Source organism: Streptomyces sp. DSM 110735 (assembly GCF_016482685.1).
Taxonomy (GTDB): domain Bacteria; phylum Actinomycetota; class Actinomycetes; order Streptomycetales; family Streptomycetaceae; genus Streptomyces.
Genome location: NZ_JACYHF010000006.1, coordinates 315,533 through 338,824 on the forward strand (window position 1 = coordinate 315,533; position 23,292 = coordinate 338,824).

Below are 23,292 nucleotides of genomic sequence, written 5' to 3' on the forward strand. Positions count from 1 at the left end.
GCGCGCACTTGCGAGCCCGCGCGCACTTTCGCGACACCCGCCCGGAAAGCCCTGATCCGACAGCGGATTGATCGCTTTCGCGGCACGATGGACCAACTACCTCACGATGAGCAGACGAAGGGGAACCGTCCGTGCAGTTCGAGGTGTGGGCACCACAGGCAGAACGGGTCACGCTCCGGTGCGGAGAGGCGCGGCAGGCGCTGGCGCGCGATCCGGGGCGCGCGGGATGGTGGACGGGGGAGGCGGACGCGGCGGACGGCACCCGGTACGGCTTCGCGCTGGACGACGGTCCCGAGCTGCCCGATCCCCGCGCGCGCCGCCTGCCGGACGGTCCGGACGGGCTCGGCGCGGTCGTGGACCACGACCGCTACCAGTGGCGGACCCCGTGGACGGGACGCGGGCTGCCGGGCGCGGTGCTCTACGAGCTGCACGTCGGCACCTACACCCCCGAGGGCACCCTCGACGCGGCGGCGGACCGCCTCCCCCATCTCGCGGAACTCGGCATCACTCACGTGGAGTTGATGCCACTATCCGCGTTCCCCGGTGTCCACGGCTGGGGTTACGACGGCGTGGCGCCCTGGGCGGTGCACGAGCCGTACGGCGGTCCCGAGGCGCTGAAACGGTTCGTGGACCGGGCGCACGAGCTGGGTCTCGGTGTCGCCCTGGACGTCGTGCACAACCACTTGGGTCCGTCGGGCAACCATCTCCCCGCGTTCGGGCCGTACTTCACCGACACCCATCAGACGCCGTGGGGCGCGGCGGTGAACCTGGACGCGCCCGGTTCGGACGAGGTGCGCGCGTACTTCCGGGACAGCGCGCTGGCATGGCTGCGGGACTACCGCCTGGACGGGCTGCGCCTGGACGCCGTGCACGCGCTGCACGACACCCGCGCCCGGCACTTCCTGGAGGAGCTGTCGGAGTCGGTGGACGCGCTCGCCGCCGAGACGGGCAGACCACTGTTCCTGATCGCCGAGTCCGACCTGAACGACCCCCGGTACATCACCCCGCGCGCCGCGAACGGCCTCGGGCTGCACGCCCAGTGGAACGACGACTTCCATCACGCCCTGCACACCGCGCTGACGGGTGAATCCCAGGGCTACTACGAGGACTTCGCCGCCGCGCCGTTCGCCGCGCTCGCCAAGACGCTCACCGGCGGCTATTTCCATGACGGCACGTACTCCACCTTCCGTGGCCGTCGGCACGGGCGTCCGCTGGACCGCGCCCGGCTCGGCGGGCACCGGCTGCTCGGCTACAGCCAGACCCACGACCAGATCGGCAACCGCGCCCAGGGCGACCGGCTTTCGGCTCACCTCTCCCCCGGTCTGGTGGCCTGTGCGGCGACGCTGACGCTCACCGCGCCGTTCACGCCGATGCTGTTCATGGGCGAGGAGTGGGCGGCGGGCACGCCCTGGCAGTACTTCACCGACCACACCGATCCCGAGCTGGCCGAGGCCGTACGGCGGGGCAGGCGGCGGGAGTTCGCGGCGCACGGCTGGTCCGAGGACGAGGTGCCCGACCCGCAGGACCCGGCGACCAGGGAGCGGTCCTGCCTGGACTGGTCGGAGCCGGAGCAGACGGCGCACGCCCGCGTCCTCGACTGGTACCGGCGGCTGATCGCGCTCCGCCACGCGTACCCCGACCTCACGAGTCCCGGTCTCGCGGGCACCAACGTGGCCTACGACGAGGACGCCCGCTGGCTGGCGTTCCGGCGCGGGGACGTACGGGTCGCGGTGAACCTGGGCAAGGAACCGGCGTCCATCCCGCTCGGCAGCGGCCGTATGGAGGTCCTCGCGGCGTGGGACGAGGTGGAGGCGCCGGGCGCGGACGGACGGCTGCGGGTGCCGGGCGAGTCGTGCGTGGTGCTGACGCGGGTCTGAGCGGGCGGGCTGAACGGGCGGGTCTCACCGAGGACTTGAGACCTGTCGCGCTCACTCGAACTCGGTGACCCGTTCCAGCAGGATCGGCTCCCAGGCTCTCCGCAGCCGGGCGCGCAGCAGGGTGGGGTCCTCGGTGGTGCGCCCGTCGAGGCGGGCGGCGAGCTGGACGAGGGTGTCGCAGCGGGCGAGCCACAGACCGCGCAGACAGGGGCGGGGTCCGTACCCGGCGAGGGTCGCGGCGCGGACGGCGGGCGGGGCGCCGACGGCGGCGGCGAGTCCGGCGATGTCCTCGGCCGGGTCGCCCACCGCCGCGCCGCCCCAGCCGAGGACGGCGCGCACCCGCCCCTCGGTGCCGACGAGCACCCGCGCGCCGGTGAGCCCGTGGTGGGTGAGCACGGCGGTGCCGGGCTGCGCGGCGAGCCGGACGGCGGCGGTCGGCGGGAAGGGCTGGAGCCGGGCGCGGTCGAACTCGTCGGCGGCGGCGAGCCGTTCGGCCGTGTGCGCGGCGATGCGGCGCAGCGCCTCCAGGGAGCGCGGCGGTGTACGCGGCACCCCGAGCGTCTCGGCCTGGCGCGGGGGCACCTCGCGCAGTCCGGAGAGCAGTCCGGCGAGGTCCGCCTCGCCGAGCGCGGACACCTCGTGCTCGTCGCCGCTGCCGCCGGTCAGCCGGGCGTCGAGCACACAGGCGAGTCCGGGCACCCAGTCGCCGTGCGCGAGTCCGGCCGGGACGGCGACCGGCACCCGGGACCGCACCAGGTCGCGCAGGCGGGGCTCGCGGCGCAGCCGGGCGGCGGATGCCCGGTCGGGGGCGAGCCGCAGCACATGCCGGGCGCCGACCCACCAGGTGTAGCCGTCACCGCCCGCGACCGGACGGACCTCAAGACCGGCGGAGCTGTCGTCCGCCGTCCCGTCCTCCCTGATCAGCGCGCGTTCCTTGAGGAGGGAGCGGACGAGTGCGCGCACGGTGTCGACGGTGGGTGCGGGTGCCTGGGTCATGGTCGTGGCCGGCCGTTCCGGTATGCGGTCGCTGGGTTGTCTCCTCGGTCCCTCAGTCCACTATGACCATCTCGCGCGTGGTGTTGTTGAGGCGGCGGGCGCCGTCCTCGGTCACGGTGACGATGTCCTCGATGCGCACCCCGAAGCGCCCGGGCAGGTAGACGCCGGGCTCCACGGAGAAGCACATGCCGGGCACCAGGGGCTGTTCCTCGCCCTCGATCATGTACGGCGGCTCGTGTGTGGTGACGCCGATGCCGTGCCCGGTGCGGTGGATGAAGTACTCGCCGTACCCGCCCTCGGTGATCACCGCGCGGGCGGCGCGGTCCACCTCCTGACAGGCGGCACCGGGTCGTACGGCCTGGACCCCGGCTTCCTGCGCGGCGCGCACGAGGTCGTGCACGCGCCGCTCCTCGTCGGTGGGCTCCCCGACGTGGACCGTGCGCGTGGTGTCGGAGCCGTAGCCGTCCTTGAGTCCGCCGAAGTCGAGGACGACCATGTCGCCGTGGCGGATGAAGCGGTCGCCGACCTCGTGGTGCGGGTTGGCGCCGTTGGGACCCGAGCCGACGATGGTGAAGTCCACCTGGGAGTGACCGAAGCGGCGCAGCAGGTCCGCGAGGTCCTGGGCCACGTCCGACTCGCGGCGGTCCGCGAAGGGCACCTTGCGGATCTCCTCGAACGCCGCGTCCGCCGCCGCCCCGGCCGCTGCGAGCAGCTCCACCTCGGCGGCGTCCTTGACCGCGCGCAGCATGGGCAGCGCGTCGGTGAGGGCGGCGTAGGAGCTGTGCGGCAGGGCGCGCTGGAAGCCGAGCAGGTGCATCGCCCAGGTGTTGTCGCTGACGCCGAAGCGGCCCCGGCCGTCGAGCAGGGCGCCGGTCACGGCGTAGGGGTCGACGCCGTCGGTCCAGGGGCGCAGTCCGAGGGCCGTCGAACCGGCGGCAGCCTCCGCGTCGGGGGCTTCCAGCGTGGGCACGACGAGCACCGGTTCACCGCCGGGCACGAGCACCAGCAGGGTGAGCCGCTCGGTCACGGCGGGCGGGGTGTACCCGGTCAGCCACACCATGTCGGGTCCGGGCGCCACCAGCAGCCCGGCGAGCCCGGCGTCCGCCGCCTCCCGGGTCGCGCGGGCCATACGGGCCCGGTAGTCGTCGGCGGTGAAGGGCGCGGGCGTACTACCGGTCATCCGGTGCCTCCGGGCGCTGTCGGGGTGCGGGTGCGAAGCGGTGCCGGGCAGCATCCTGCCCGCCCGCACGGGCGCGCGCGACCCGGTCGGGGCAGGGCGCGGCGGTGGCGCGCGGGGCGGAGGGGCGGCACGGGGTCATCATGGCGGCCGACGGCACCGGCGACCAGCGACTTTCCGACCGGGTCGGTCAGGTCACCACCCCCGGCACCGCCGTCAGCCGCTGCTGCGTCCCGTCCTGATGGCGCACGGTCACCGCCACCTCCGCGCCCGGTCGGGCACGGGCGACCGCGCGGGCCAGGTCGGCGGCCGTGGCGATCGGGGTGGTGCCGAAGCGCACCAGGGCGTCGCCGCGGACCAGTCCCGCCGTGTAGCCGGGTCCGGGCACGTGGACGGCGGTGACCAGCGCGCCCGTCCGCCGCCCGTCGTCCACGGCTTCCAGACCGAGCGTGGCTCCGGACCGGGTGTCGGCGGTCCCGGACGCGGTGGGGGCGGGGGCGGCGGCCGGGGGAACGGCGTGCTGCGGCTTCCCGCCGTGGACGCCGAGACCGAGCGCGCTGGTGCCGACCGCGCCGACACCGATGCCGGACAGCACCAGCGCGCTGCCGACGGACAGCGAGAACACCACGCTCCTCAGCCGCCGCCCCCGCCGCCGCGCACCGTGCGGACGCCCGGCGGGCGCCCGCTCGACGGGCTCCGGCGGCACGCTCTCGCTCCGCCACCGTCCGGGCATCGGACTGGCCCGCAACACACTCTGTTCCATGATTCGTTCGCCTCCGCTGGTGGCCTACCCAGGCCGGACGCCTCCGACGAGCCACGAACGGGTGACACCGCGCCGGGAACCGGCGAGGGCTCTCACCGGTCGCCCGCGAGCCGCCCGACCAGGTCCCCGGCAGCACCCGCGAGCCCGGCCGCGTGCAGCAGTTCGGTGCGGTGGACCAGGCGGGGCGCGGCGAGCGGTACGGCGACGGCGCCGGGTACGGCGGTCGCCGCGAACCGGGGCAGCAGCGCCAGTCCGTGACCGGCCGCGACCAGCGCGGTGAGCGTCCGCACATCGGTGCCCGCGAACGCCAGCGCGGTCCGGAAGGCACCGCCGCCGTTCACGGCGCACAGCCGGGCGAGGGGTACGGCGGTGTCGGGGGCGTCGATCCAGCGGGCGTCGGCGAGGTCGGCCAGGCGCAGTCCGGGGCGCCCGGCGAGGGGGTGGGCGCAGGGCAGCAGGACGGCGAGGGGTTCCTCGGCGACGGCGTGCGAGGTCAGCGGCGCCACGTCGGGCAACTGCAGGGGGTCGCTGGGTGCCGCCGGACCGTCGACCAGGCCGAGGTCGGCGTGTCCGGTGGCGACGGCGGCGGGGATCTCGTCCCGGCCGAGCACCTGGACGCTCACCCCGGACACCGGGAGCACGGCGAGCACGCGGGGACCGAGCGCGGTCGGTGTGGTCGCGAGGGTCAGTCCGCTCGGCGGGGCGGCGGCCAGGCGGATCACGTCGGCGCGGGCGGCGTCGAGGCGGAGCAGCAGCGGGGCGGCGTGCTCCAGCAGACGGTGGCCCGCCGGGGTGGGGACGACGGGGCGACGGGTGAGCAGCGGGGCGCCGAGGTCCTGCTCCAGGGCGGCGATGTGCTGGGAGACCGCCGACTGCGTGTACCCCAGCTCCCGTGCGGCGGCGGAGAACGAGGCGAGTCGCGCCACCGTGACATAGGTGCGCAGCAGATGCGGGTCCATGATCCACAGCATCCCACGCCCATCAGCACCGCTTATCGACCGTGCGTGAATCATCGTTGGACGTGAACCACGACAGCCGCCCAGGATGGCTGTCATGACCGAAACCGCGGTTCGCACCGCCACCGTCGCCCTCGTCGGCGACCGCTCCCCCAACGTCGTCTCCCACACCCGGATCCCGCGCCTCCTCGACGCCCTCGCCGAGCGGGACGGGCTGGTCCTGGACGCCTACTGGATCCCCTCGGAGGATGCCGCGACCGAGGGCACGGTACGGGGCTTCGACGCCGTGTGGGTCCTTCCGGGCAGTCCCTACCGCAGCGAGGCGGGGGTGCTCGCCGCCGTCCGCACCGCGCGGGAGGAGCGCATCCCGTTCCTCGGCACGTGCGGCGGCTTCCAGCACACCCTGCTGGAGTTCGCCCGCAACGCCTGCGGGCTGACCGGTGTCGCGCACGCCGAGAACGACCCCGGCGCCGAGGATCTCCTGATCGAGCCGCTGGCCTGCTCCCTGGTGGGGCACGAGGCGACGGTCGTCCTGGAACCGGGCTCCCTGGCCGAGTCGGTGATCGGCGCGCCGCGCACGGTCGAGCGGTACTTCTGCTCCTACGGTCCCTCCCGTCACCTCGACACGCTGCGCGCCCACGGACTGCGGTTCTCCGGGCACGACACGGACGGGCAGGTCCGGGTCGCCGAACTCCCGGACCACCCCTTCTTCCTGGCGTCCCTGTTCCAGCCGGAGCTGTACGGCGACGGCTCCCGCCCGCACCCGATGATCCGGGCACTGGGCCGCGCCGCGGTCGAGCACGCCGCGAAGTCCGCGCAACCCGCCTGACCTGCCCCGCCCCCGAGACCCCGCTCACCGGTCCGCTCGCGCGGGCGGGAGCCGCCGTCAGCCGATCAACTGGAGCCGCGCCGGAGCCTGCCCGGAGACGAACCGGTGAGCCCTCCCGCCCAGCCACTCGGCCTTGTAACGGTCCACCGAGCGATGCCAGTTGAGGATGCCCGCCAGCCAGTTCTGGAGGTCGAGCACATAGAGCGCCATCTCCGCGCGCGCCTCCTCGGACAACCGGAAGTCCTCGTAGAGCACGGGGAGTTCATGCGCGACCACGTGCTCGAACTGTTCCATGCGCTGGGTCATCAGATCGTGGACGACGGCGAGCGCGGCCGGGTAGTCGACGCCGAAGAAGTTCTGCACGACGAGGATCGCGTTGTGGATCTCGCCCTCGTACTCGATCTCCTTCTGGTACGAGAACACGTCGTTGAGCAGACAGGCGTAGTCCATGGCCGCGTTCTCCAGCGAGCGCACCGGGCCGCTGGCGTAGACCTCGGGCGGGATGGCGGGACCCCGTCCGGCCCGGCACATGCTGAGGGTGAGGTCGGAGCCGAAGGTGGCGCGGCGCATCTCCAGATAGTCGACCGGGTCCGGGACGCGGTTCTGGAGCTGGTTGGACAGCTCCCACACCCAGCTCTCCGTCATCACGTCCACCGCCGCCTTCAGGGTGACCCGCTGCTCGGCGGTCATCGGCGCCGTGGTCCGCTGCCACAGGTCGATCAGCGCACGCTCCATCGCGTTGGCCGGGACGATCTCCGGCGGTCCCTCCAGGGACATGCACTGCGAGAGCCGGGCGGTGGTGAGGCGGGCGGCGGCGAGGTCGCGGCGGTGGCCGTAGACGAGGGGGTAGTAGTCGTCGCCGTAGGTCCCCCAGGCGAGCCACTGGGCGCTGAGGTCGAGTCCCTCGGGGGTGGCGTCGGGGTCCAGTCCGGCGGAGCAGAGCGCGAGGTCGTAGGCGGCGAGCTTGTCCTCGTCCCAGACGCCCTCGCCGAGGATGCCCATCCGGGTGCACCAGGCGACCAGGTTGCCGCGCGAGGCGTCGATGTGCGGGCTCAGCTCCAGCGGGAACGGCATGTGGAACTCGGGCAGCAGGGACGGTCCGACCTTCTGGAACGGCACATGGGTGTGCCGCCGCAGCCGCTCGGTCGCCGCCGACGCCAGCAGGGCGGCCACGTCGGCGGCGGAGGCGCCCGGACCGCTCGGCACCGCCCAGGGGGAGGTCGTGCGTGCCCCCTTGTTCATGTAGCGGCTGGAGCGCAGATGCCATTCGTGGCCGCCGCTCTGCCAGTCCTGGAGTCCCTTGGTGTACGCGGCGACGGCGGCCACCTCGTCCGCCCTGAGCCCGTTCTCCACGGCGACGGCGGGGACTTCGGTGAGCGCGGTGTGCTCGAACTGGTGCAGGCGTGAGGTCAGGACGTCGTTGACGGTGTCGGCGGCCTGCTGGGTGGTGCAGCCGAAGAACGTCTCCACGACCAGGACGCCGTTGCTGTTCTCCCCCTCGTCCTCGACCTCGCGCTGGTAGGAGAAGAGGTCGTTGCGCAGATGGACGGCGTCGGAGAAGGTCTCCATCAGCACCCGCAGCGGCCGGGTTTCGGCGACCGACGCGGGCACCTCGGCCGTCGCGTACTCCACGAGTCCGGCCGACCAGGGGGCGCCGCCCACCTTGCGGCGCATCTCGATGTACTCGACCGGGTTGGCGATCCGGCCCTCGTTGATGTTGGACAGCTCCCACAGCGACTCGTTGAGCAGATGCTCGGTCGAGACGGCGAAGCGGCGGCGCCAGTCCGCCGACATGGCCGGCACCGTGCGCGCCCACAGGTCCGCGAGACCCGCCTCGACCGGGTTCTCCGGCTCCGGGACGGGGGTTTCGAGGTCGAGCGGCATGAACAGCGGCAGCCGGTCCAGGTGCGCCTTGCCCGCGGCGCGGTCCTGGGTGCGTTTGTACATGTCGAGGAAGTGGTCGTCGAAGAAGAACACCCACACGTACCAGTCGGTGATCAGCGAGAGCGCGGGCCCGTCGCAGTCGGGGTGGGTGTAGGCGCACAGCAGTCCGTAGTCGTGCGCCTCCAGGTCGGCCTGGTCCCAGATCCCGGAGCCCTCCAGCATCCCCATCTCGCGCGCCCACGCGGTCGAGTGGGCGCGCGCCTCGTCGACATGGGGGTTGAGCCGCGCGGGATACGGCATGTAGAAGGGCGGGAGTTCGAACGGCTGCGTCATGACCGGGTCCTGCCCGGCGGCCGAACGGGTCATCCGCCGCACAGCGGACGATCACACCATCGCGTGAACCATCCCCGCAATCGGGAACTTCCGGAACGCGGCACACCGTTGGGGGAGACAGCCGACAGGCACCCCCACGTCAGTCCCGGGGGTTGACCTGGATCAGCGCGTGGGTGCCACTGGTGCGCCAGGACCGGCCCTCCGCCGCGTTCAGCTCTGCCTCGGTGGCGGCCGACAGCCCGGTGATCACGTCGGACTTGAGAGTGCGCAGGGTGGCGACGGGACCGGGGAAGCAGGCGGTCACGTCGCGGAAGGAGGTGGTGGGCGGCCAGTACCGGTCGCCCACCAGGCGGCGGTAGTTGAGGTCGCCCTTGAAGAGGGTCAGCCGGGCGTCGGCGAACTCGGCGCGCAGGTCGTCCGGCAGCTCGGTGTACGGCAGCGGGGAGGCGAGGAAGGGATGGGTGCGTACGGAGAGGCGACCGTCGGCCATGGCCGACCAGAGCAGGTCGCCGTACGCGGCGGCGGCGCCGGACGCGGACCGCAGCCGGGTCAGCGCGTCCACCACGTCGGCGGTCGTGGCGTCGGAGACGTAGTAGGGCCACGGCTTGACATAGAGGACGGCGCGGGCGATCCGGTGCTCGTCGAGGAGGTGGGCGGTCAGCAGCAGGTCGGGGACGAGTTCGCGGCCCGCGTTGTCCGCGACCAGACAGAGGGTGCCCGCGCTGTCGGGCGGGAGCAGCGACCAGAGGGTGTCGCTGTCGTCGGCGACCAGACCCGGGGTGGCATCACGCGACCCGGCGCCCTCGGCACCCTCCGCGGACAACTGGAAGCTGAGGTCGGCGCGGTTGCCCCAGAGCGAGCCGTGCAGCAGGGCGCGACCCCGCTCCTCGGCCGTCTTGTCCTGGAGCGCGTCCAGCGCGGCCAGTTCCTCGCCGGTCTCGGGGGCGCCGAGTTCGGCGTACTTGACGGGGCGGAAGGGGTCGACGCCCTGCCAGGGACCGGGGGCGAAGTAGCCGACGGCGTCGAGCAGTACGCGGTAGAAGTAGCTCTCGGCCCACAGCCACGGCACCTCGTACCAGGACTTCCCCACATACTGGGCGAGACCCCAGGCGTGCCAGCGGGCGCGGTCGTCGGGGTCGGTGCCCGCGGGCAGGTCTTCGATGACGCCGTCGGCGCCGGAGCGGAGCAGGTCGTCCAGCGCCCGGTGCTGTGCGGGACCGTAGGGAGAGGCGTCCCGCACCTGACGGATGATCGCGGGGTGCCGGTCGGCCAGCACGCTGTGCGGGAAGGAGCCGGGCTCGTCGCCGGTGATCACGGGGGCGGTGGGGGCGTCGGACATGCCGTCACCGTACCCCGCCGGTCAGGCGGCCCTGATCTCCCGCTCCAACTGCGTGGCGAGGGCGAGATAGCGAGGGCGGCGGTGCACCGGGACCAGCCCCCGGAGCATCAGGAACCACATCTCGGCGACCCGGCGCGGCAGCCGGGCGACCGGCTCGATGGAGCGCCCGGCGACCCGGGTGCCGACGAAGAAGCAGACGAGGGAGTGCGCGACGGTCCCGGCGTCCACGTCGGGGTGCAGGTCCGAGTCCTTGACGGCACCGGCGAACTTCCGGGTCGCGAACTCCAGCCACTCGGTGAACGGATGGCGCAGCGGCGGGCGTACGGACACATCGGCGGTCACGAGCCGGAGCCCCGCGCGCGGCACCGGGTCGTCCACGGCGAGCCGGGCGATGCCGAAGGTCGTGCGCATCAGACACTCCAGGGAGGAGCGGCCCCGGCTCTCGGCGTCGGCCACCACCTGCTGTACGGCAGCCGCCTGGAGCTCCAGGATCGCGTGGGCGAGGTCCTCCTTGGCAGCGAAGTGGAAGTACAACGCGCCCTTGGTGACACCCGCGTGCCCCACGATGTCACTCAGACTGGTGGATTCGTAGCCCTGCCGGTCGAAGAGATCGGCGGCGGCCGCGATGATCGTCGCCCGGGTCTGTTCAGCGCGCAGTTGCCTCGCCATCGACCGACCCCTCTCATGAACGAACGGGACACGCGGTTTGTTTTAACCCCGCGCATACGATAACTCACCGCAGGGGAACGGGAGTCCAGTAAGACGCAATGGATTTCGGCCACTTCCGCGGAGGCGGGTCCCGCTTCCGCTCAACGGCGTGGTGTGCAGCGTTTACCGCTGCCTCCACGGGAGTTGAGGCACTCCACTTGCGCCGTCCCGGACGGATCGAGCCATGTGTGCATACCCAGTGGGCATATGAGCGCGGTGACACCACGCGCGTGGAAAACAGCCCGCGCGGTCGGTCTGAACGGCGCGCGCCCCGTCCGCGTACTGGTGGGGACAGCCCTGTTCCCGCGCCCGCCGAGGAGGCGTCCCGGATGACCCGGTCGACCCGGACCATCGCCCGCCTGAGCGTCACGGCGACCGCCGCGACGGCTCCGCTGCTGCTCCTGCCCTGGACGGCGACGCCCGCCCTGGCGCACGGCGCCCCCACCGCCCCGGTCAGCCGGGTGTACGCCTGCTCCCCCGACGGCGGCAGCGCGGGTACGGCAGCCTGCCGCGCGGCGATCGCGGCGAACGGCGGCGCGTCCTTCGCCGCGTGGGACAACCTGCGGGTCCCGAACGTCAACGGCCGTGACCGGCAGGTGATTCCGGACGGCAGGCTGTGCAGCGGGAACCTCTCCGCCTACCGGGGTCTGGACATCGCCCGCGCGGACTTCCCGGCCACCCGGCTGACGTCGGGCGCGCGGATGACGATGACGTACACCTCCCCCATCGCGCACGCCGGGACCTTCAAGCTGTATCTGTCCAAGCCCGGTTACGACCCGTCGAAGCCGCTGAAGTGGTCCGATCTGCCCGCCACCCCCTTCGCCGAGGTCAAGGACCCGCCGCTGACGAACGGCGCGTACCACATACAGGCGACGCTGCCGAGCGGGCGGACGGGCCGTCAGATGCTGTACACGATCTGGCAGACGAGCAGCACGCCGGACACCTATTACTCGTGCTCCGACGTCGTCTTCTCCGGATCGGGATCCGGGTCCGGGTCCGGGTCCGGCTCGGGATCGGGCACGGGCTCGGCGTCCGGCGGCGGTTCGGGATCGGGCGCGAAGGCGGAGAAGAAGGAGTCCGCCAAGAAGCCGTCCGCCTCCCCGTCCCACGCGCACCACAAGCCCTCGTCCTCCCCCAGCCCGTCGGCGAGCGCCGCCGACGAGCCGCGCAAGGACGCCTCGTACGCGCCCGTCACCTCGGACGACAGCACGCCGGTGGCCGAGGCGACCCGCGCGGACGCGGGTCCCTCGGCTCCGTTGCTGGCGGCGGGCGCGGCGGGGGTGCTGCTGATCACCGCGGCGGTGGCGTTCCTGCCCCGTCTGCGACGACGCTGAACGGCGCCGAACGCCCCTACGTGTCAGGTCAGTTGACGGAGACCGCCGCCCCGTTGTCGCTGACCGGCGCGTACTTGGCGGTGAAGTAGCCGTTCGCGAAGCACAGCGACGAGCCGGACACCTTGGTGAACTGCTGGTTGGTGAAGGCGATGCTGCTGTCGGCGTTGTCCGCCTTGCCGTTCAGGCTCGGCGCCTGGTAGACGCAGGTGATGCTGCCCAGCAGGGTGCGCAGCTTGACCGTGGTCTGGATGGTGGACCCGGCGGCGGGCAGCACGGTGAGGGTGCCGTCCGAGGCGACCGACGCGGTGTACGGCAGGTTGTCGACGGTGATGCCGCTGACGCCGAGCACACCGGTAACGTTGCTGGAACAGCTCGAACTGTTGAAGCTGTGCCCGGTGACCGACTCGGTGGCCGTGCCGGGCGCGTCCGGGTTGCCGGTGACGCTCGCGGTGAACTGGGACGAGGTGCAGACGACTCCGCTGGTGCCGGTGGCGCTGGAGTAGAGCGTGGCGGAGGTGCCGGAGGCCAGCGGCGCGGTGAGCGTGTCGCCGACCGCGACGGCGGTGCCGCCGGGACCGCCCGTGGTCAGGACGGCGGTGCCGTCGGCCGAGGCGGGGGCGGCCGCGGTGAGGGCGAGCGCGGTGGCGGTTGTGGCGAGGGCGAGGAGCGTGCGGGTACGCATACGGGTGCCTCTCTTCGGCGTGGGGGGAGTGCGGGGTGGGGTGGGCGCTTTGACGGTGCCGGGGTGCGGTGCCGCTCGGCGGGTCCGGCGCCACGGACCCAGGGGGAAACCAGGGAGAGTTGTAGACCTGATGGTCCGTCAACGTCAATACAGCACAAGGCAATTGAGGGAAGCAGCGCGGTGTGCGCAGCGTGCACACCCATTTTTCACAACTCCCTTGACCCTTCAAAGTAACCGGCGGTAACTTCCTGGCAGGCTACCGCCGCGTAACACAACAGCCCTCGCACCCGCCGGGAGTACGGGGACGGCGTGCGCGGCAGCCGCTGTCCGCGCCAGGACACCGCGCCACCTGAAGCCCACCCCGCATTGATCCGTGCCCATGGGAGCAGACATGGCCTCGTCCCCGGACTTCGCGTCCGCCGACCACACCCCCGAGAACCCGGACGGCGGTTCCCCCGCGTCCTCCCCGGACCCGGCGCCCGCCGGGAGCGGGAGACGCGGACGGGTCCGGCTGCGCCGCGCCGCCGTGCTGGCGGTGCCCGCGACGCTGGTCGCCGCCGGTCTCGCCGTCTTCACCGCCCAGGGAGCGCTGGGTGTGCAGTTCGCGATCTCCGGAATGCCGTTCACCGTCACCGCCACCGAGCTGGACGGCACCGGCTTCGAGCAGTTCGGCGGTCTGGACAACATGGCGGACGGCAGCCCCAACGCGGGCGACACCGGCGGTCAGGTGCTGGTCGTCACGTCCGCGATCAAGAGCGCCAAGCTCACCAAGCTGTGCCAGAGCGTGGACCTCGGCGGCACCAACCTGCTGATCACGGCGGGCAGCGGCAAGACCCGGGTGTCCGCGACGGACCTCACCACGGACTCGACCAAGCTGTCGGGCGACGCGTCGTTCGACAACATCGAGATCGGCAACGACGCGAGCACGCTCACCAAGGCGAACGCCAAGGGTCCGATCGGCGTGTTCAGCCAGCAGGCGGACACCGTGCACATCGCCAACCTGCGGCAGACCAACTACGCCACCACGGCGGGTGTGTTCAAGCTGCCCGGGCTCAACCTGCGCTTCAGCGACTCGGGCTGCTGATGCCGGGGCGTTCCGAGCGGTCCACGCGAGCGGTCTTCCGCGACTGGCGGGGGCGCCGTCCGTTCTGGGGCGGGCTGCTGCTCGCCCTGGGCGGGGTGGAGATCCTGCTCACCGAGAAGGCATCGCTGAAGGTCGTCATGCACATCGGGATGCAGGGCGTGGCCGGCTATCTGCTGCCCGCCCTGATGGTGCTGCTCGGGCTGCTGATCCTGTTCAACCCCGCACAGCGGCTCTTCTACTCGCTGACCGGCATCCTGTGCGCGCTGGGCACCTGGCTCACGTCCAACCTGGGCGGCTTCTTCATCGGTCTGCTCCTCGGCGCGACCGGCGCCTGTCTCGCCTTCGGCTGGCTCCCGGACCAGGAGCCGCGCGTCTCCCGGCGGCAGCGCCGCAAGCGCGCCCGCGCCCTGGCAGGCGATCTGAGCGAGGGCGTGGAGAAGGCGGCCTGAGCCCGCCGGGTCCGAGGACCCGGGACCGCGCTCCGGCGCCGGAAGCCGAGTCGGCTCCGGCGCCGGATGTCGTACGACCGATGGAACGCCGTGCGTGGTCCGTCCTTCGATCAGGTGACACGGGAACCGCGCCCGGGGCGCGGCACGTTCACCGGACGGTCGGCGCCTCCGTCGCGCTCGTCTCGGCGGCCGTACCGGCCGGACCAGCGGCAGCGGCGTCGACACCGGGCGCCGTGCTCTCCGACTTCATCGCCTTCGCCTCGCTCTTGAGGATGCGCATCGACTTGCCGAGCGCGCGGGCGGTGTCCGGCAGCTTCCGGGAGCCGAACAGCACGATGAATACGATCGCGACGACCAGCAGGTGCCAGGGTTCGAGTCCGTTGCGGAGCATGACCGCCCCTCCCTCTCTCACGGGTGTTCACGTGCTTTTCTCACGTGGTTCCTGAACGACCGGGGCTCCCGCGCCGCCGACCCGCTCAGCAATGATTGCTACATTGCGCAACTGTACAACCCAGGGTGAGACACAAGAGGGCGCCGATGAGTATCACCAGCAGCCGGAGCACGGCACCGTCGCGACGGCGCGGTGCCGACCGCGACGACCGCGGCGGTCGCGCAGGCGACGGCGACGGGGCGGAGTCCCCGCGCGCCACGGCCCGTGACCAGCGCCGCAAGCGCGGTCGCAGGCTGCGCACCGTCCTCGTGGTGTTCCTGTCGCTGGCCGTGCTGGTCACCGCCGGGGCGGGCTGGCTGTATCTCAAGCTCGACGGCGACATCCGCACCTTCGACTCCGGCGGTCTCTCCGACAACCGGCCCGCCGCGGGCTCGTCCAAGGGTGAGAACGTGCTCGTCATCGGCTCGGACGCGCGCACCGACGGCAACGCGGCGCTCGGCGGCGGCGACAAGACCGCCATAGGGCGCTCCGACACCACGCTGCTGCTGCACATATACGCCGACCACAAGCACGCGCTCGCGGTGTCGATACCGCGCGACACCCTGGTCACCATCCCGCCCTGCAAGCTGCCGAACGGCACCTGGACCCAGACCCAGCAGAACACCATGTTCAACGCGGCGTTCTCCGTCGGCGAGACCGACAAGGGCAACCCCGCCTGCACCCAGAACACCGTCGAGCAGCTCACCGGGCTGCGCGTGGACCACACGGTGGTCGTGGACTTCAAGGGCTTCGCCTCGCTCACCCAGGTCGTCGGCGGCGTCAAGGTCTGTCTGCCGAACGACGTGTACCAGAAGGACCTGAACCCCAACCGCACCACGCGGGGCACGCTGCTCTTCCCCAAGGGTGAGCAGAAGGTGGCGGGCAAGCAGGCGCTGGACTACGTACGGCTGCGGCACGGCATCGGCGACGGCTCGGACATCGGCCGCATCAAGCGGCAGCAGGCGTTCATCGCGAGCCTGCTGAAGGAGGTCAAGAGCAAGGGCTTCACCCCGACCCGGCTGCTGCCGCTGGCGACGGCCGCCACCAAGTCCCTGACCGTGGACCCCGGTCTCGGCTCCGCCGACAAGCTGCTCTCCTTCGCGATGTCGATGAAGGACATCGACCTGCACAACACCAAGTTCATCACCATCCCCTGGCGGTACTCCGGTTCACGGGTGGCGGTGGTGGAGCCGGACGCGAGCGAGCTGTGGGCCGCGCTGAAGGACGACCGCACGATCGACGGCAAGGACGCCAGCGGCAAGAAGGGCGCGAAGAACAAGGGCGCCAAGGCGTCCGCCTCCCCCACCGCCTCGGCCGAGCCGGTCTCCGGCGCGGGCATCAGCGTGGCCGTCTACAACGGCACCACGGTGACCGGACTCGGCGCCAAGGGCGCCCAGATGCTGACCGCCGACGGCTTCACCGTCACCGGCACGGCCACCGCGACCTCGCAGGACCACGCGACGACGGTCGTGCAGTACGGACCCGGTCTGGAGAGCCAGGCGCAGACCGTCGCCAAGGCGTTCCCGGGCGCCACGCTCGAACAGATCGGCGCGGCGCGGATCAACGTTGTCCTCGGCCAGTCGTACGCCACCGCCGCCTCCGCCTCCGCCGCCCCCGCCAAGGTGCCGAGCACCGTGGCCGACGGCGCCCGCTCGGCGGACGAGAACCCGTGCGACAACCTGACCTACGGCTGAGCCGCCCCTGACCCGCGCCGGTCGTACCGGGCGCGGGCCACGGTCAGCGCGAGGGCGTACACCCCGAGGACGGCGGCGAGCAGCGCGTAGTGCACGGCGGGCAGACCCGTCATGCGCAGGGCGGTGCCCAGCGGGGAGAGCGGGATCAGCAGCCCGGCGGTGGCCAGGGCGGCAGCCGACCAGCCGACCGGGCCGGGACGGCGGCGCCCGGCCACCCGGCGCCCGGTGCGCAGCAGGACCATCACCAGCGCCTGGGTGAGCAGGTTCTCGGTGAACCACGCCGAGTGGAACAGCATCCGGTCATCCAGTGCGGCGTTCCCGTGCGGGGCGAACGCGAGCACGGTGAAGGTGGCGAGGTCCGCGACCGTGTTGAGCAGCCCGAATCCGGTGATGAAGCGCAGGAACGCGGGCGGTCGCAGCCGGGTCGGGCGACGCAGCACCGCCCGGTCGGGGCGGTCGTGGGCGAAGGCGAGCTGCGCCGCGTCGAAGCACAGGTTCTGCGCGAGCACCTGCGCCGGAAGCATCGGCAGGAAGGGCAGCAGGAGCCCGGCGCCGAGCATGGCGAGGACGTTGCCGAGGTTGGAGGAGAGCGTGACGCGCAGATAGGAGGCGATGTTGGCGCTGCTGTGCCGCCCCGCGACCACCGCGTGTCCGATCGCGGTGAGGTCCTTGCTGCCGAGCACCACGTCGGCGCTCTCCCGGGCCACGGCGACCGCGCCGCGCGGGGCGATGCCGACGTCGGCGGCGTGCAGCGCGGGCACGTCGTTGACGCCGTCGCCTAGGAAGCCGACGGTGTGCCCGGCTTCGCGCAACCCGCCGACGACGCGCGCCTTGTCCTCGGAAGTGCAGCGGGCGACGACCCGTACGCCCCCTGCGCCGCCCGCCACCACGGCACCGGACGCCGTGGCCACCTCCCCCACGTCGAGCCCCAGGTCGCGGCAGACGCGGGCGGCGGTGGCCGGGTGGTCGCCGGTGAGGACGTGCACGGTGACGCCGAGCGCGGTCAGTTCACGCAGCGCCTCGGCGGCGCCCGGCGCGAGTTCGTCGCGGAAGCCGACCAGCCCCCGGAAGGTGAGCCCGCGCACGTCGGCGGCGCGCCAGGACCGTACGACGGCCGGGCGTTCGGCGGTCGCGACGGCGAGCACCCGCAGCCCGGACTCCGCCTGCCGCGCGGCCAGCGCGAGCAGCCGCCGGTGTTCCTCCTCCGGCAGCGCGCACCGGTCGAGTACGTCCTCCACCGCGCCCTTGGTCACCAGCACATGGCGTCCGAGGCTGCCCGCGACGACCGCCGTGGCCACCCGGTGGGCGGGGTCGAAGGGCAGCGCGGCGACGCCGTCGTACTCCTCGCCGACGGGTCCGGCGGCGCTCAGCAGCGCCTCGTCGAGGGCGTCGGGGGCGGGCGGTTCGGCCAGTTGGAGGGTCCACCAGGCGCCGACGGCTGCCCAGCGCAGCACCTCGGGATCGGTGCGCCCGTCGGGACCGAGCGCGGCGGCGACGACGGGGCGGTCCTGGGTGAGGGTGCCGGTCTTGTCCACGCACAGCACGTCGACCGCGCCGAGGTCGTGCAGCGCGGGCAGGCGTCGTACGACCACCTCGTGGGTGCGGGCGAGCAGGGCGGCCGCCCGGGCCAGGCACGTGGTGACGATCACCGGGAGCATCTCGGGGGTGAGCCCGACGGCGACCGCGACGGCGAACGGCAGCGTGGCCACGCCCCGGCCGTGCAGCGCGGCGGCAGCCATGAGCACGAGCGGCGGGGTCAGCAGCACGAAGCGGACCAGCACCCAGGAGATGCCGTGCACGGACCGGTCGAACGCGCTCGGCTCGCGCCGCACCGGGGTCTGCTGGGCGGCGGCGAACCGGGTGCGCGGACCGGTCTCCACGACGACGGCGGTGGCGCTGCCCGTGACCACCGCGCAGCCCTGGAAGCACAGATGGGTCTCGGCGCCCGGCTCGGGCACGTCGGCGGCGTGTTTGGGCACCGGCGCGGACTCGCCGGTCAGCGCGTCCTCGCGCACGGTCAGCCCCCGCGCGCGCAGCAGCGTCACGTCGGCGGGCACCAGGTCGCCGGGTCCGAGCCGTACGACGTCACCGGGCACCAGGTCGGCGACCGGCACCTCGCGGGCGCGCGGCTCGGACGCGTCGTCGGTGCGGCGCAGCACGGTGGCCGTGCCCGTGACGAGCCCGCGCAGTGCGGCGAGGGCGCGGTCGGCGCGGCGTTCGCCGGTCACGCGCAGCGCGCAGCTCACGGCGACGAGGGCGAGGATGACGGAGGCGGTGCGCCAGGAGGCGACGCAGGCGGAGACCAGACCGAGGGTCAGCAGCAGGGCGGTGAAGGGGTCGCGCAGGGCGCGGGCCGAGCGGCGCGGCCAGGAGGGTCCGGCGGGGCGGGCGGGGACGTTCTCACCGAGGGCGGCGAGCCGTGCGCCCGCCTCGGTGTCGGTCAGTCCGCGCGGTCCGGTCTCCAGGCGCCGCAGCAGCCCGAGTGCTGTGTCCGGCACGGGGTCACAGGCCGTGCAGTCGGCGTACGGGCGCGGCGGGCCCGTCCTGCTGCCGGGCGGTCAGTCCGACGAGGCGGTGGACGACGTCCACGAGGGCGGCCTGTTCGACGGTGTCCACGAAGTACACCTGGCGGCGTCCCTCGCGGCGGGAGCGGACGAGTCCGGCGAGCTTGAGCTTGGTCAGATGCTGGCTGACGGCGGGCAGGGCGCCGCCGACGCGCTCGGCGAGCCCGGTGACGTCGCTCTCGCCCTGGGCCAGCGCCCATACGATGTGCAGCCTGGCCGGTGAGGCGAGCAGCCCGAAGGCGGCCGCCGCCTCCGCGAACACCTCCGGGGAGGGGTCCTGCCGGCCGGTGCCGGGCGGTGTCGCCACTGTGCTCGTCCTCCTGGGCGTGTTCGCGCCGTGTCGCGCGGTGTCTCGCGGTGTCCGTCGGTTTCCGGGGAGCCAGTGTAGGTCGCCGGAGCGTCCCGTCCGTGCCGCGCGGGACGGACAGGAGAGGCGGGACAGGCGGAACGCCCGGCGGCGGTGGGCGCGCCGGGCGTTCCGGGTCGGGTCGGGCGGGCTGCCGCTGTCAGCTCAAGGTGCCGTCAGCCAGTCCGCCGATCCCGCCGACTTCAGCTCAGCCCCGCGGACTTCAGCCACGCCCGCGCCACGTCCAGCGGGTCCTTGTGCTGGTTCTGCACCTGGGTGTCCAGGTCGAGCAGGGTGTCGGTGTCCAGCTTGGCGGAGACCGCGTCGAGCGCGGCGGCCCCCTCCTTGGTCAGCGCGCCCTTGCGGACGAGCGGCTGGACGTTCTCGAAGCCGAAGAGGTTCTTCGGGTCCTGGAGGACGACGAACTTCTCCTTGGCGATGATCGGGTCGGTGCTGAAGATGTCCGCGACCTGCACGTCGTTCTTCTTCAGCGCCGCCTGGGTGAGCGGGCCGCCCGCGTCCAGCGCCTTGAAGGACTTGAATTGCAGGCCGTACACGTCCTTCAGTCCGACGAGTCCCTGGTGGCGGGTCTGGAACTCCGGGGAGGCGCCGATCACGAGGTCCTTCGCCGCGCCCTTGAGGTCGGCGATGGTGGACTTGTCGGTGAGCTTGAGCTTCTTCGCGGTGGCCGCGTTGACGGTGACCGAGTCCTTGTCCTCGGCCGCCGACGGCTTGAGCAGGGTCAGCTTGGAGTCGAGCTTGGTCTCGATCGCCTTGGTCGTCTCCTCGGCCGTCTTCGGGGTGGCCTTGGGGTCGAGGTAGGCGAGCAGGGCGCCGTTGTACTCGGGCAGGACGGAGATGTCGCCGCTCTTGAGGACGCGGTACGTCGTCTCGCGGCTGCCGATGTTGGGCTTGTAGGAGACCTTGACGCCCTTGGCCTTGAGGGCTTCGCCGTAGATGTCGGCGAGCAGGATGCTCTCGGCGAAGTTGTTGGAGCCGACCACGACGGTGCCGGCGGAGGGCTTGTCGCCGCCGGTCAGCGGGTTGTCGTCGGAGCCCTTGTCCGAGGAACCACAGCCCGCCAGCAGCGCCGTCGCCGCCACGAGCGCGGCCGCCGCCACGGCTCGGTTCCTCCGGGTGGGCCTGCTGATGCGGATGTCAGTAGTCACCCGTCGATCCAAGCCAGCGTGCTCCTGGCCAGTCAAGTGCGTCATGGTCACCAATTGGCTTCGATTAGTGGGGAGTTGTGCAGTTCGGTGCGGGACACCCGGCATGGTTCAGCTACTCCTTCGTACGCCGGGCGAGACCACCAGGCGGGAGAGGGCCCAGAAGAGGACGAGGGTGGCGAGCGCCATCCCGGCGACCAGGGTGGCGCCGCCGACGACCTTCTCGTAGTCCTTCTGGTAGAGCCCGTCGATGATGTACCGGCCAAGCCCGCCGAAGCTGACGTAGGCGGCGATGGTGGCGGTGGAGACGATCTGGACGGCCGCCGTGCGCAGTCCGCCGAGGATCACCGGGAGGGCGACGGGCAGTTCCACCTGGAGCAGGATGCGCGTCTCGGTCAGCCCCATGCCGCGCGCCGCGTCCACCGGGGAGGGGTCGACGGAGCGGATCGCCTCGTAGGCGGTGACCAGGATGGGCGGTATCGCGAGGATGACCAGCGGGATCATCACGGGCAGTACGCCGAAGCCGAGCCAGAAGAACATGAGCACCAGCAGACCGAAGCTGGGCAGTGCCCGCGCGGCGGTGGCGACCAGGGCGATGGCGTTGCCGCCGCGTCCCCGGTGGCCGGTGATCAGACCGACGGGCAGCGCGATCACGGCGGCGAGGACGAGCGCTTCGAGCGAGTAGCCGATGTGTTCGAGGAGCCGGGTGGGGATGCCGTCGTAGCCGTGCCAGTGGGCGTTGTCCTCGAAGAAGGCGCGGGCGTAGTCGAGTACGTTCACCGGGCGTCGCCCTCCTTCGGCATCCAGGGGGTCAGCACCGTGCGCAGCGCGACGAGCGCCGCGTCGACGAGGGTCGCCAACACCGCTGTGGTGATGACGGAGTTCACGGCGAGGGCGGGCCGGTGGTAGATGTTCGCGTCGTTGAGCATGTTGCCGAGCGCGCCCTGGTTGCCGATGAGCATGCCGACGCTGACCAGCGAGATGCTGGAGACGCACGCGACCCGGAGACCGGCCATGATCGCGGGTACGGCGATGGGCAACTGCACCTGGAAGTAACGCCGTACGGCCCCGAGCCCCATCGCCTCGGCGGCGGCCAGGGTCTCCGGGGGCACCGAGCGGACGCCGTCCACGATGGCCGGGACGAGCACCACGAGGCTGTAGACGGCGAGCGGGATCATCACCGTGGTCTCGCTCTGGCCGGTGTAGTCGATGAGGACGACGAAGAAGGCGAGCGAGGGTATCGCGTACAGGATCGTGGTGAAGCCGAGCACCGGTGGGTACAACCAGCGGAAGCGGGCGCAGAGTTGGGCGACGGGCAGCGAGGCGAGCAGTCCGGCGAGCACCGGCAGCAGCGCCTCGCGCAGATGCAGCCCGATGAGTCCGGCGTAGCTGTGCTGGAGGTCGCTGGGGAGGTCGAAGAAGCCGTTCATCCCGCGGCCTTCGCGTCCGTGCGGTGCTCGTCGTGCGCGGCGCGGATCGCCTCGCCGACGGTCTGCTGGGAGACCACGCCGACGGCGCGCCCGTCACCGTCCACGGCGACGGCCCAGCCGGTCGGGGAGAGCACGGCGCCGTCGAGGGCGGTGCGCAGCGAGTCGGTGCCGGGGCGGAACGGGCGTCCGCAGGAAAGGAGTTGGTCCTTGTCGATGCTTCCGGCGACGAGCCGGTCCGGCTCGGCCCAGCCGAGCGGGGCGCCGTCGGCGTCGGTCACGAGGACGTAGGGGGCGCTCGCGGCGGTGGCGATCCGCTCGGCGTCGGCGTCGATCGGGACCAGGGGACCGGTCTCAAGGGCCAGTTCACCGGAGGCGAAGAAGGAGAGTCTGCGGATGCCCCGGTCGGCGCCGAGGAAGTCCTCCACGAACGGGTCGGCGGGCTCGCTCAACAGCTCGGCGGGCGGCGCGAACTGGGCGAGGTGACCGCCGGTGCGCAGCACGGCGACCATCGTGCCGAGCTTCACGGCCTCGTCGATGTCGTGGGTGACGAAGACGATCGTCTTGCCCAGCTCGTCCTGGATGCGCAGCAGTTCGTCCTGGAGTCCCTTGCGCACCACCGGGTCGACGGCGGAGAAGGGCTCGTCCATCAGCAGCACGGGCGGATCGGCGGCGAGCGCCCGCGCCACGCCGACGCGCTGCTGCTGACCGCCGGAGAGCTGGTAGGGGTAGCGCCGGGCGAGCGCGGTGTCGAGCCCGACGCGCTCCATCAACTCGGCTGCCTGCTCCCGTGCCGTGCGTTTGCTCGTCCCCAACAGGCGGGGAACGGTCGCGATGTTGTCGATGATGGTGCGGTGCTGGAAGAGACCCGCGTTCTGGATGACGTAACCCATCGACCGCCGCAGCGAGTTGACGGGCCGGTCTCTGATGTCCTCCCCGTCGAGGAGGATGCGCCCCTCGCTGGGCTCCACCATCCGGTTGATCATCCGCAGGGTCGTGGTCTTGCCGCATCCGGAGGGGCCGACGAGCACGGTGATCGCACGGTCCGGAATGTCGAGCGAGAGCCGGTCGACGGCGACCGTGCCGTCCGGATACCGCTTGCTGACTGAATCTATCCGTATCAAAACGCCGCGCGCCCTTCGGTTGGCAGGAGCCTTCAGACCGTGCCGGCCGAGTGTAGACGGCGGATGTTTCCGGCACCTGGTGCATGAACGGGCTTCCCCTACCCGAAGATCACCAGGCCATTCCTGCCAT

21 protein-coding genes are annotated in these 23,292 nt (G+C 72.4%); 6 read left to right on the forward strand and 15 right to left on the reverse strand.

The features are described 5' to 3' along the window. The first annotated feature begins 131 nt into the window (after positions 1-131). Positions 132-1,877: a malto-oligosyltrehalose trehalohydrolase gene (treZ, locus tag IF655_RS13020; protein ID WP_199584796.1), complete on the forward strand. Its 1,746-nt coding sequence runs from the start codon at positions 132-134 to the stop codon at positions 1,875-1,877. Between the two features lie 51 nt (positions 1,878-1,928). Here the strand turns inward: treZ and IF655_RS13025 are convergent, their stop codons facing one another. From IF655_RS13025 to IF655_RS13040, 4 genes are all read right to left on the reverse strand, one after another. Then, a complete protein-coding gene (locus IF655_RS13025) occupies positions 1,929-2,873 on the reverse strand; it encodes a phosphotransferase family protein (protein ID WP_199584797.1) in 945 nt (314 codons plus the stop codon). 52 nt (positions 2,874-2,925) lie between these two features. Continuing rightward, positions 2,926-4,053 (reverse strand): aminopeptidase P family protein, encoded by a 1,128-nt coding sequence (locus IF655_RS13030; RefSeq protein WP_199584799.1) that lies wholly within the window; start codon positions 4,051-4,053, stop codon positions 2,926-2,928. A 187-nt stretch (positions 4,054-4,240) separates the two neighbouring features. After that, positions 4,241-4,813, reverse strand: a complete 573-nt coding sequence (locus tag IF655_RS13035) for a PDZ domain-containing protein (protein WP_199584801.1) — start codon at positions 4,811-4,813, stop codon at positions 4,241-4,243. 92 nt (positions 4,814-4,905) lie between these two features. Further along, positions 4,906-5,772 carry a LysR family transcriptional regulator gene (locus IF655_RS13040; protein ID WP_199584803.1) on the reverse strand — a complete coding sequence of 289 codons (867 nt, stop codon included), beginning with the start codon at positions 5,770-5,772 and terminating at the stop codon, positions 4,906-4,908. A gap of 94 nt (positions 5,773-5,866) precedes the next feature. Here IF655_RS13040 and IF655_RS13045 point away from each other — a divergent pair, with 94 nt between their 5' ends. After that, a complete protein-coding gene (locus IF655_RS13045; protein ID WP_199584804.1) occupies positions 5,867-6,598 on the forward strand; it encodes a hypothetical protein in 732 nt (243 codons plus the stop codon). A gap of 57 nt (positions 6,599-6,655) precedes the next feature. Here the strand turns inward: IF655_RS13045 and cyc2 are convergent, their stop codons facing one another. The 3 genes from cyc2 to IF655_RS13060 form a co-directional block, all read right to left on the reverse strand. Next, positions 6,656-8,815: a germacradienol/geosmin synthase Cyc2 gene (gene cyc2 / locus IF655_RS13050; RefSeq protein WP_199584805.1), complete on the reverse strand. Its 2,160-nt coding sequence runs from the start codon at positions 8,813-8,815 to the stop codon at positions 6,656-6,658. Positions 8,816-8,954: 139 nt separating this feature from the next. Beyond that, positions 8,955-10,154 (reverse strand): damage-control phosphatase ARMT1 family protein, encoded by a 1,200-nt coding sequence (locus IF655_RS13055; RefSeq protein ID WP_199584806.1) that lies wholly within the window; start codon positions 10,152-10,154, stop codon positions 8,955-8,957. A 21-nt stretch (positions 10,155-10,175) separates the two neighbouring features. Further along, a complete protein-coding gene (locus IF655_RS13060; RefSeq protein ID WP_199584807.1) occupies positions 10,176-10,823 on the reverse strand; it encodes a ScbR family autoregulator-binding transcription factor in 648 nt (215 codons plus the stop codon). Positions 10,824-11,191: 368 nt separating this feature from the next. Here IF655_RS13060 and IF655_RS13065 point away from each other — a divergent pair, with 368 nt between their 5' ends. Further along, complete coding sequence (locus tag IF655_RS13065) at positions 11,192-12,196, forward strand: lytic polysaccharide monooxygenase (RefSeq protein WP_199584808.1); 1,005 nt, start codon at positions 11,192-11,194, stop codon at positions 12,194-12,196. Positions 12,197-12,224: 28 nt separating this feature from the next. On the opposite strand, the gene IF655_RS13070 is transcribed toward IF655_RS13065, so the two are convergent. Further along, entirely contained in the window at positions 12,225-12,878 is a 654-nt protein-coding gene (locus IF655_RS13070; RefSeq protein ID WP_199584809.1) for a Tat pathway signal sequence domain protein, read from the reverse strand. A 391-nt stretch (positions 12,879-13,269) separates the two neighbouring features. Here IF655_RS13070 and IF655_RS13075 point away from each other — a divergent pair, with 391 nt between their 5' ends. Together IF655_RS13075 and IF655_RS13080 are read left to right on the forward strand one after the other, a co-directional pair. After that, complete coding sequence (locus IF655_RS13075) at positions 13,270-13,962, forward strand: DUF6230 family protein (protein WP_199584810.1); 693 nt, start codon at positions 13,270-13,272, stop codon at positions 13,960-13,962. Continuing rightward, a complete protein-coding gene (locus tag IF655_RS13080) occupies positions 13,962-14,411 on the forward strand; it encodes a DUF6114 domain-containing protein (RefSeq protein WP_199584811.1) in 450 nt (149 codons plus the stop codon). The genes IF655_RS13075 and IF655_RS13080 overlap by 1 nt, the downstream gene beginning before the upstream one ends. Positions 14,412-14,559: 148 nt before the next feature. Here the strand turns inward: IF655_RS13080 and tatA are convergent, their stop codons facing one another. Beyond that, positions 14,560-14,802 carry a Sec-independent protein translocase subunit TatA gene (gene tatA, locus IF655_RS13085; RefSeq protein ID WP_199584812.1) on the reverse strand — a complete coding sequence of 81 codons (243 nt, stop codon included), beginning with the start codon at positions 14,800-14,802 and terminating at the stop codon, positions 14,560-14,562. Between the two features lie 146 nt (positions 14,803-14,948). On the opposite strand from tatA, the gene IF655_RS13090 reads away from it, so the two are divergent. Beyond that, the gene (locus IF655_RS13090; protein ID WP_199584819.1) at positions 14,949-16,535 is read left to right on the forward strand and encodes an LCP family protein; all 1,587 of its coding nucleotides are present in this window, start codon (positions 14,949-14,951) and stop codon (positions 16,533-16,535) included. Here IF655_RS13090 and IF655_RS13095 read toward each other — a convergent pair. From IF655_RS13095 to IF655_RS13120, 6 genes are all read right to left on the reverse strand, one after another. After that, positions 16,526-19,033: an HAD-IC family P-type ATPase gene (locus tag IF655_RS13095; protein WP_199584821.1), complete on the reverse strand. Its 2,508-nt coding sequence runs from the start codon at positions 19,031-19,033 to the stop codon at positions 16,526-16,528. The two genes, IF655_RS13090 and IF655_RS13095, sit on opposite strands and share 10 nt — an antisense overlap. A 4-nt stretch (positions 19,034-19,037) precedes the next feature. Continuing rightward, the gene (locus IF655_RS13100; RefSeq protein ID WP_199584822.1) at positions 19,038-19,406 is read right to left on the reverse strand and encodes a metalloregulator ArsR/SmtB family transcription factor; all 369 of its coding nucleotides are present in this window, start codon (positions 19,404-19,406) and stop codon (positions 19,038-19,040) included. A gap of 242 nt (positions 19,407-19,648) precedes the next feature. Further along, positions 19,649-20,614, reverse strand: a complete 966-nt coding sequence (locus IF655_RS13105) for an ABC transporter substrate-binding protein (protein WP_199584824.1) — start codon at positions 20,612-20,614, stop codon at positions 19,649-19,651. 108 nt (positions 20,615-20,722) lie between these two features. Then, entirely contained in the window at positions 20,723-21,391 is a 669-nt protein-coding gene (locus IF655_RS13110; protein ID WP_199584830.1) for an ABC transporter permease, read from the reverse strand. Beyond that, positions 21,388-22,041, reverse strand: a complete 654-nt coding sequence (locus tag IF655_RS13115; protein ID WP_199584832.1) for an ABC transporter permease — start codon at positions 22,039-22,041, stop codon at positions 21,388-21,390. The genes IF655_RS13110 and IF655_RS13115 overlap by 4 nt, the downstream gene beginning before the upstream one ends. Then, complete coding sequence (locus tag IF655_RS13120) at positions 22,038-23,162, reverse strand: ABC transporter ATP-binding protein (RefSeq protein WP_199584834.1); 1,125 nt, start codon at positions 23,160-23,162, stop codon at positions 22,038-22,040. The genes IF655_RS13115 and IF655_RS13120 overlap by 4 nt, the downstream gene beginning before the upstream one ends. Positions 23,163-23,292 lie beyond the last annotated feature (130 nt).

Coding starts and splice junctions, on each gene's coding strand:
- IF655_RS13045 (WP_199584804.1), top strand. CDS start 5,867: ATGACCGAAACCGCGGTTCGCACCGCCACCGTCGCCCTCGTCGGCGAC.
- IF655_RS13055 (WP_199584806.1), bottom strand. CDS start 10,154: ATGTCCGACGCCCCCACCGCCCCCGTGATCACCGGCGACGAGCCCGGC.
- IF655_RS13030 (WP_199584799.1), bottom strand. CDS start 4,053: ATGACCGGTAGTACGCCCGCGCCCTTCACCGCCGACGACTACCGGGCC.
- tatA (WP_199584812.1), bottom strand. CDS start 14,802: ATGCTCCGCAACGGACTCGAACCCTGGCACCTGCTGGTCGTCGCGATC.
- IF655_RS13035 (WP_199584801.1), bottom strand. CDS start 4,813: ATGGAACAGAGTGTGTTGCGGGCCAGTCCGATGCCCGGACGGTGGCGG.
- IF655_RS13065 (WP_199584808.1), top strand. CDS start 11,192: ATGACCCGGTCGACCCGGACCATCGCCCGCCTGAGCGTCACGGCGACC.
- IF655_RS13060 (WP_199584807.1), bottom strand. CDS start 10,823: ATGGCGAGGCAACTGCGCGCTGAACAGACCCGGGCGACGATCATCGCG.
- IF655_RS13115 (WP_199584832.1), bottom strand. CDS start 22,041: ATGAACGGCTTCTTCGACCTCCCCAGCGACCTCCAGCACAGCTACGCC.
- IF655_RS13070 (WP_199584809.1), bottom strand. CDS start 12,878: ATGCGTACCCGCACGCTCCTCGCCCTCGCCACAACCGCCACCGCGCTC.
- cyc2 (WP_199584805.1), bottom strand. CDS start 8,815: ATGACGCAGCCGTTCGAACTCCCGCCCTTCTACATGCCGTATCCCGCG.
- IF655_RS13040 (WP_199584803.1), bottom strand. CDS start 5,772: ATGGACCCGCATCTGCTGCGCACCTATGTCACGGTGGCGCGACTCGCC.
- IF655_RS13080 (WP_199584811.1), top strand. CDS start 13,962: ATGCCGGGGCGTTCCGAGCGGTCCACGCGAGCGGTCTTCCGCGACTGG.
- IF655_RS13090 (WP_199584819.1), top strand. CDS start 14,949: ATGAGTATCACCAGCAGCCGGAGCACGGCACCGTCGCGACGGCGCGGT.
- IF655_RS13075 (WP_199584810.1), top strand. CDS start 13,270: ATGGCCTCGTCCCCGGACTTCGCGTCCGCCGACCACACCCCCGAGAAC.
- IF655_RS13025 (WP_199584797.1), bottom strand. CDS start 2,873: ATGACCCAGGCACCCGCACCCACCGTCGACACCGTGCGCGCACTCGTC.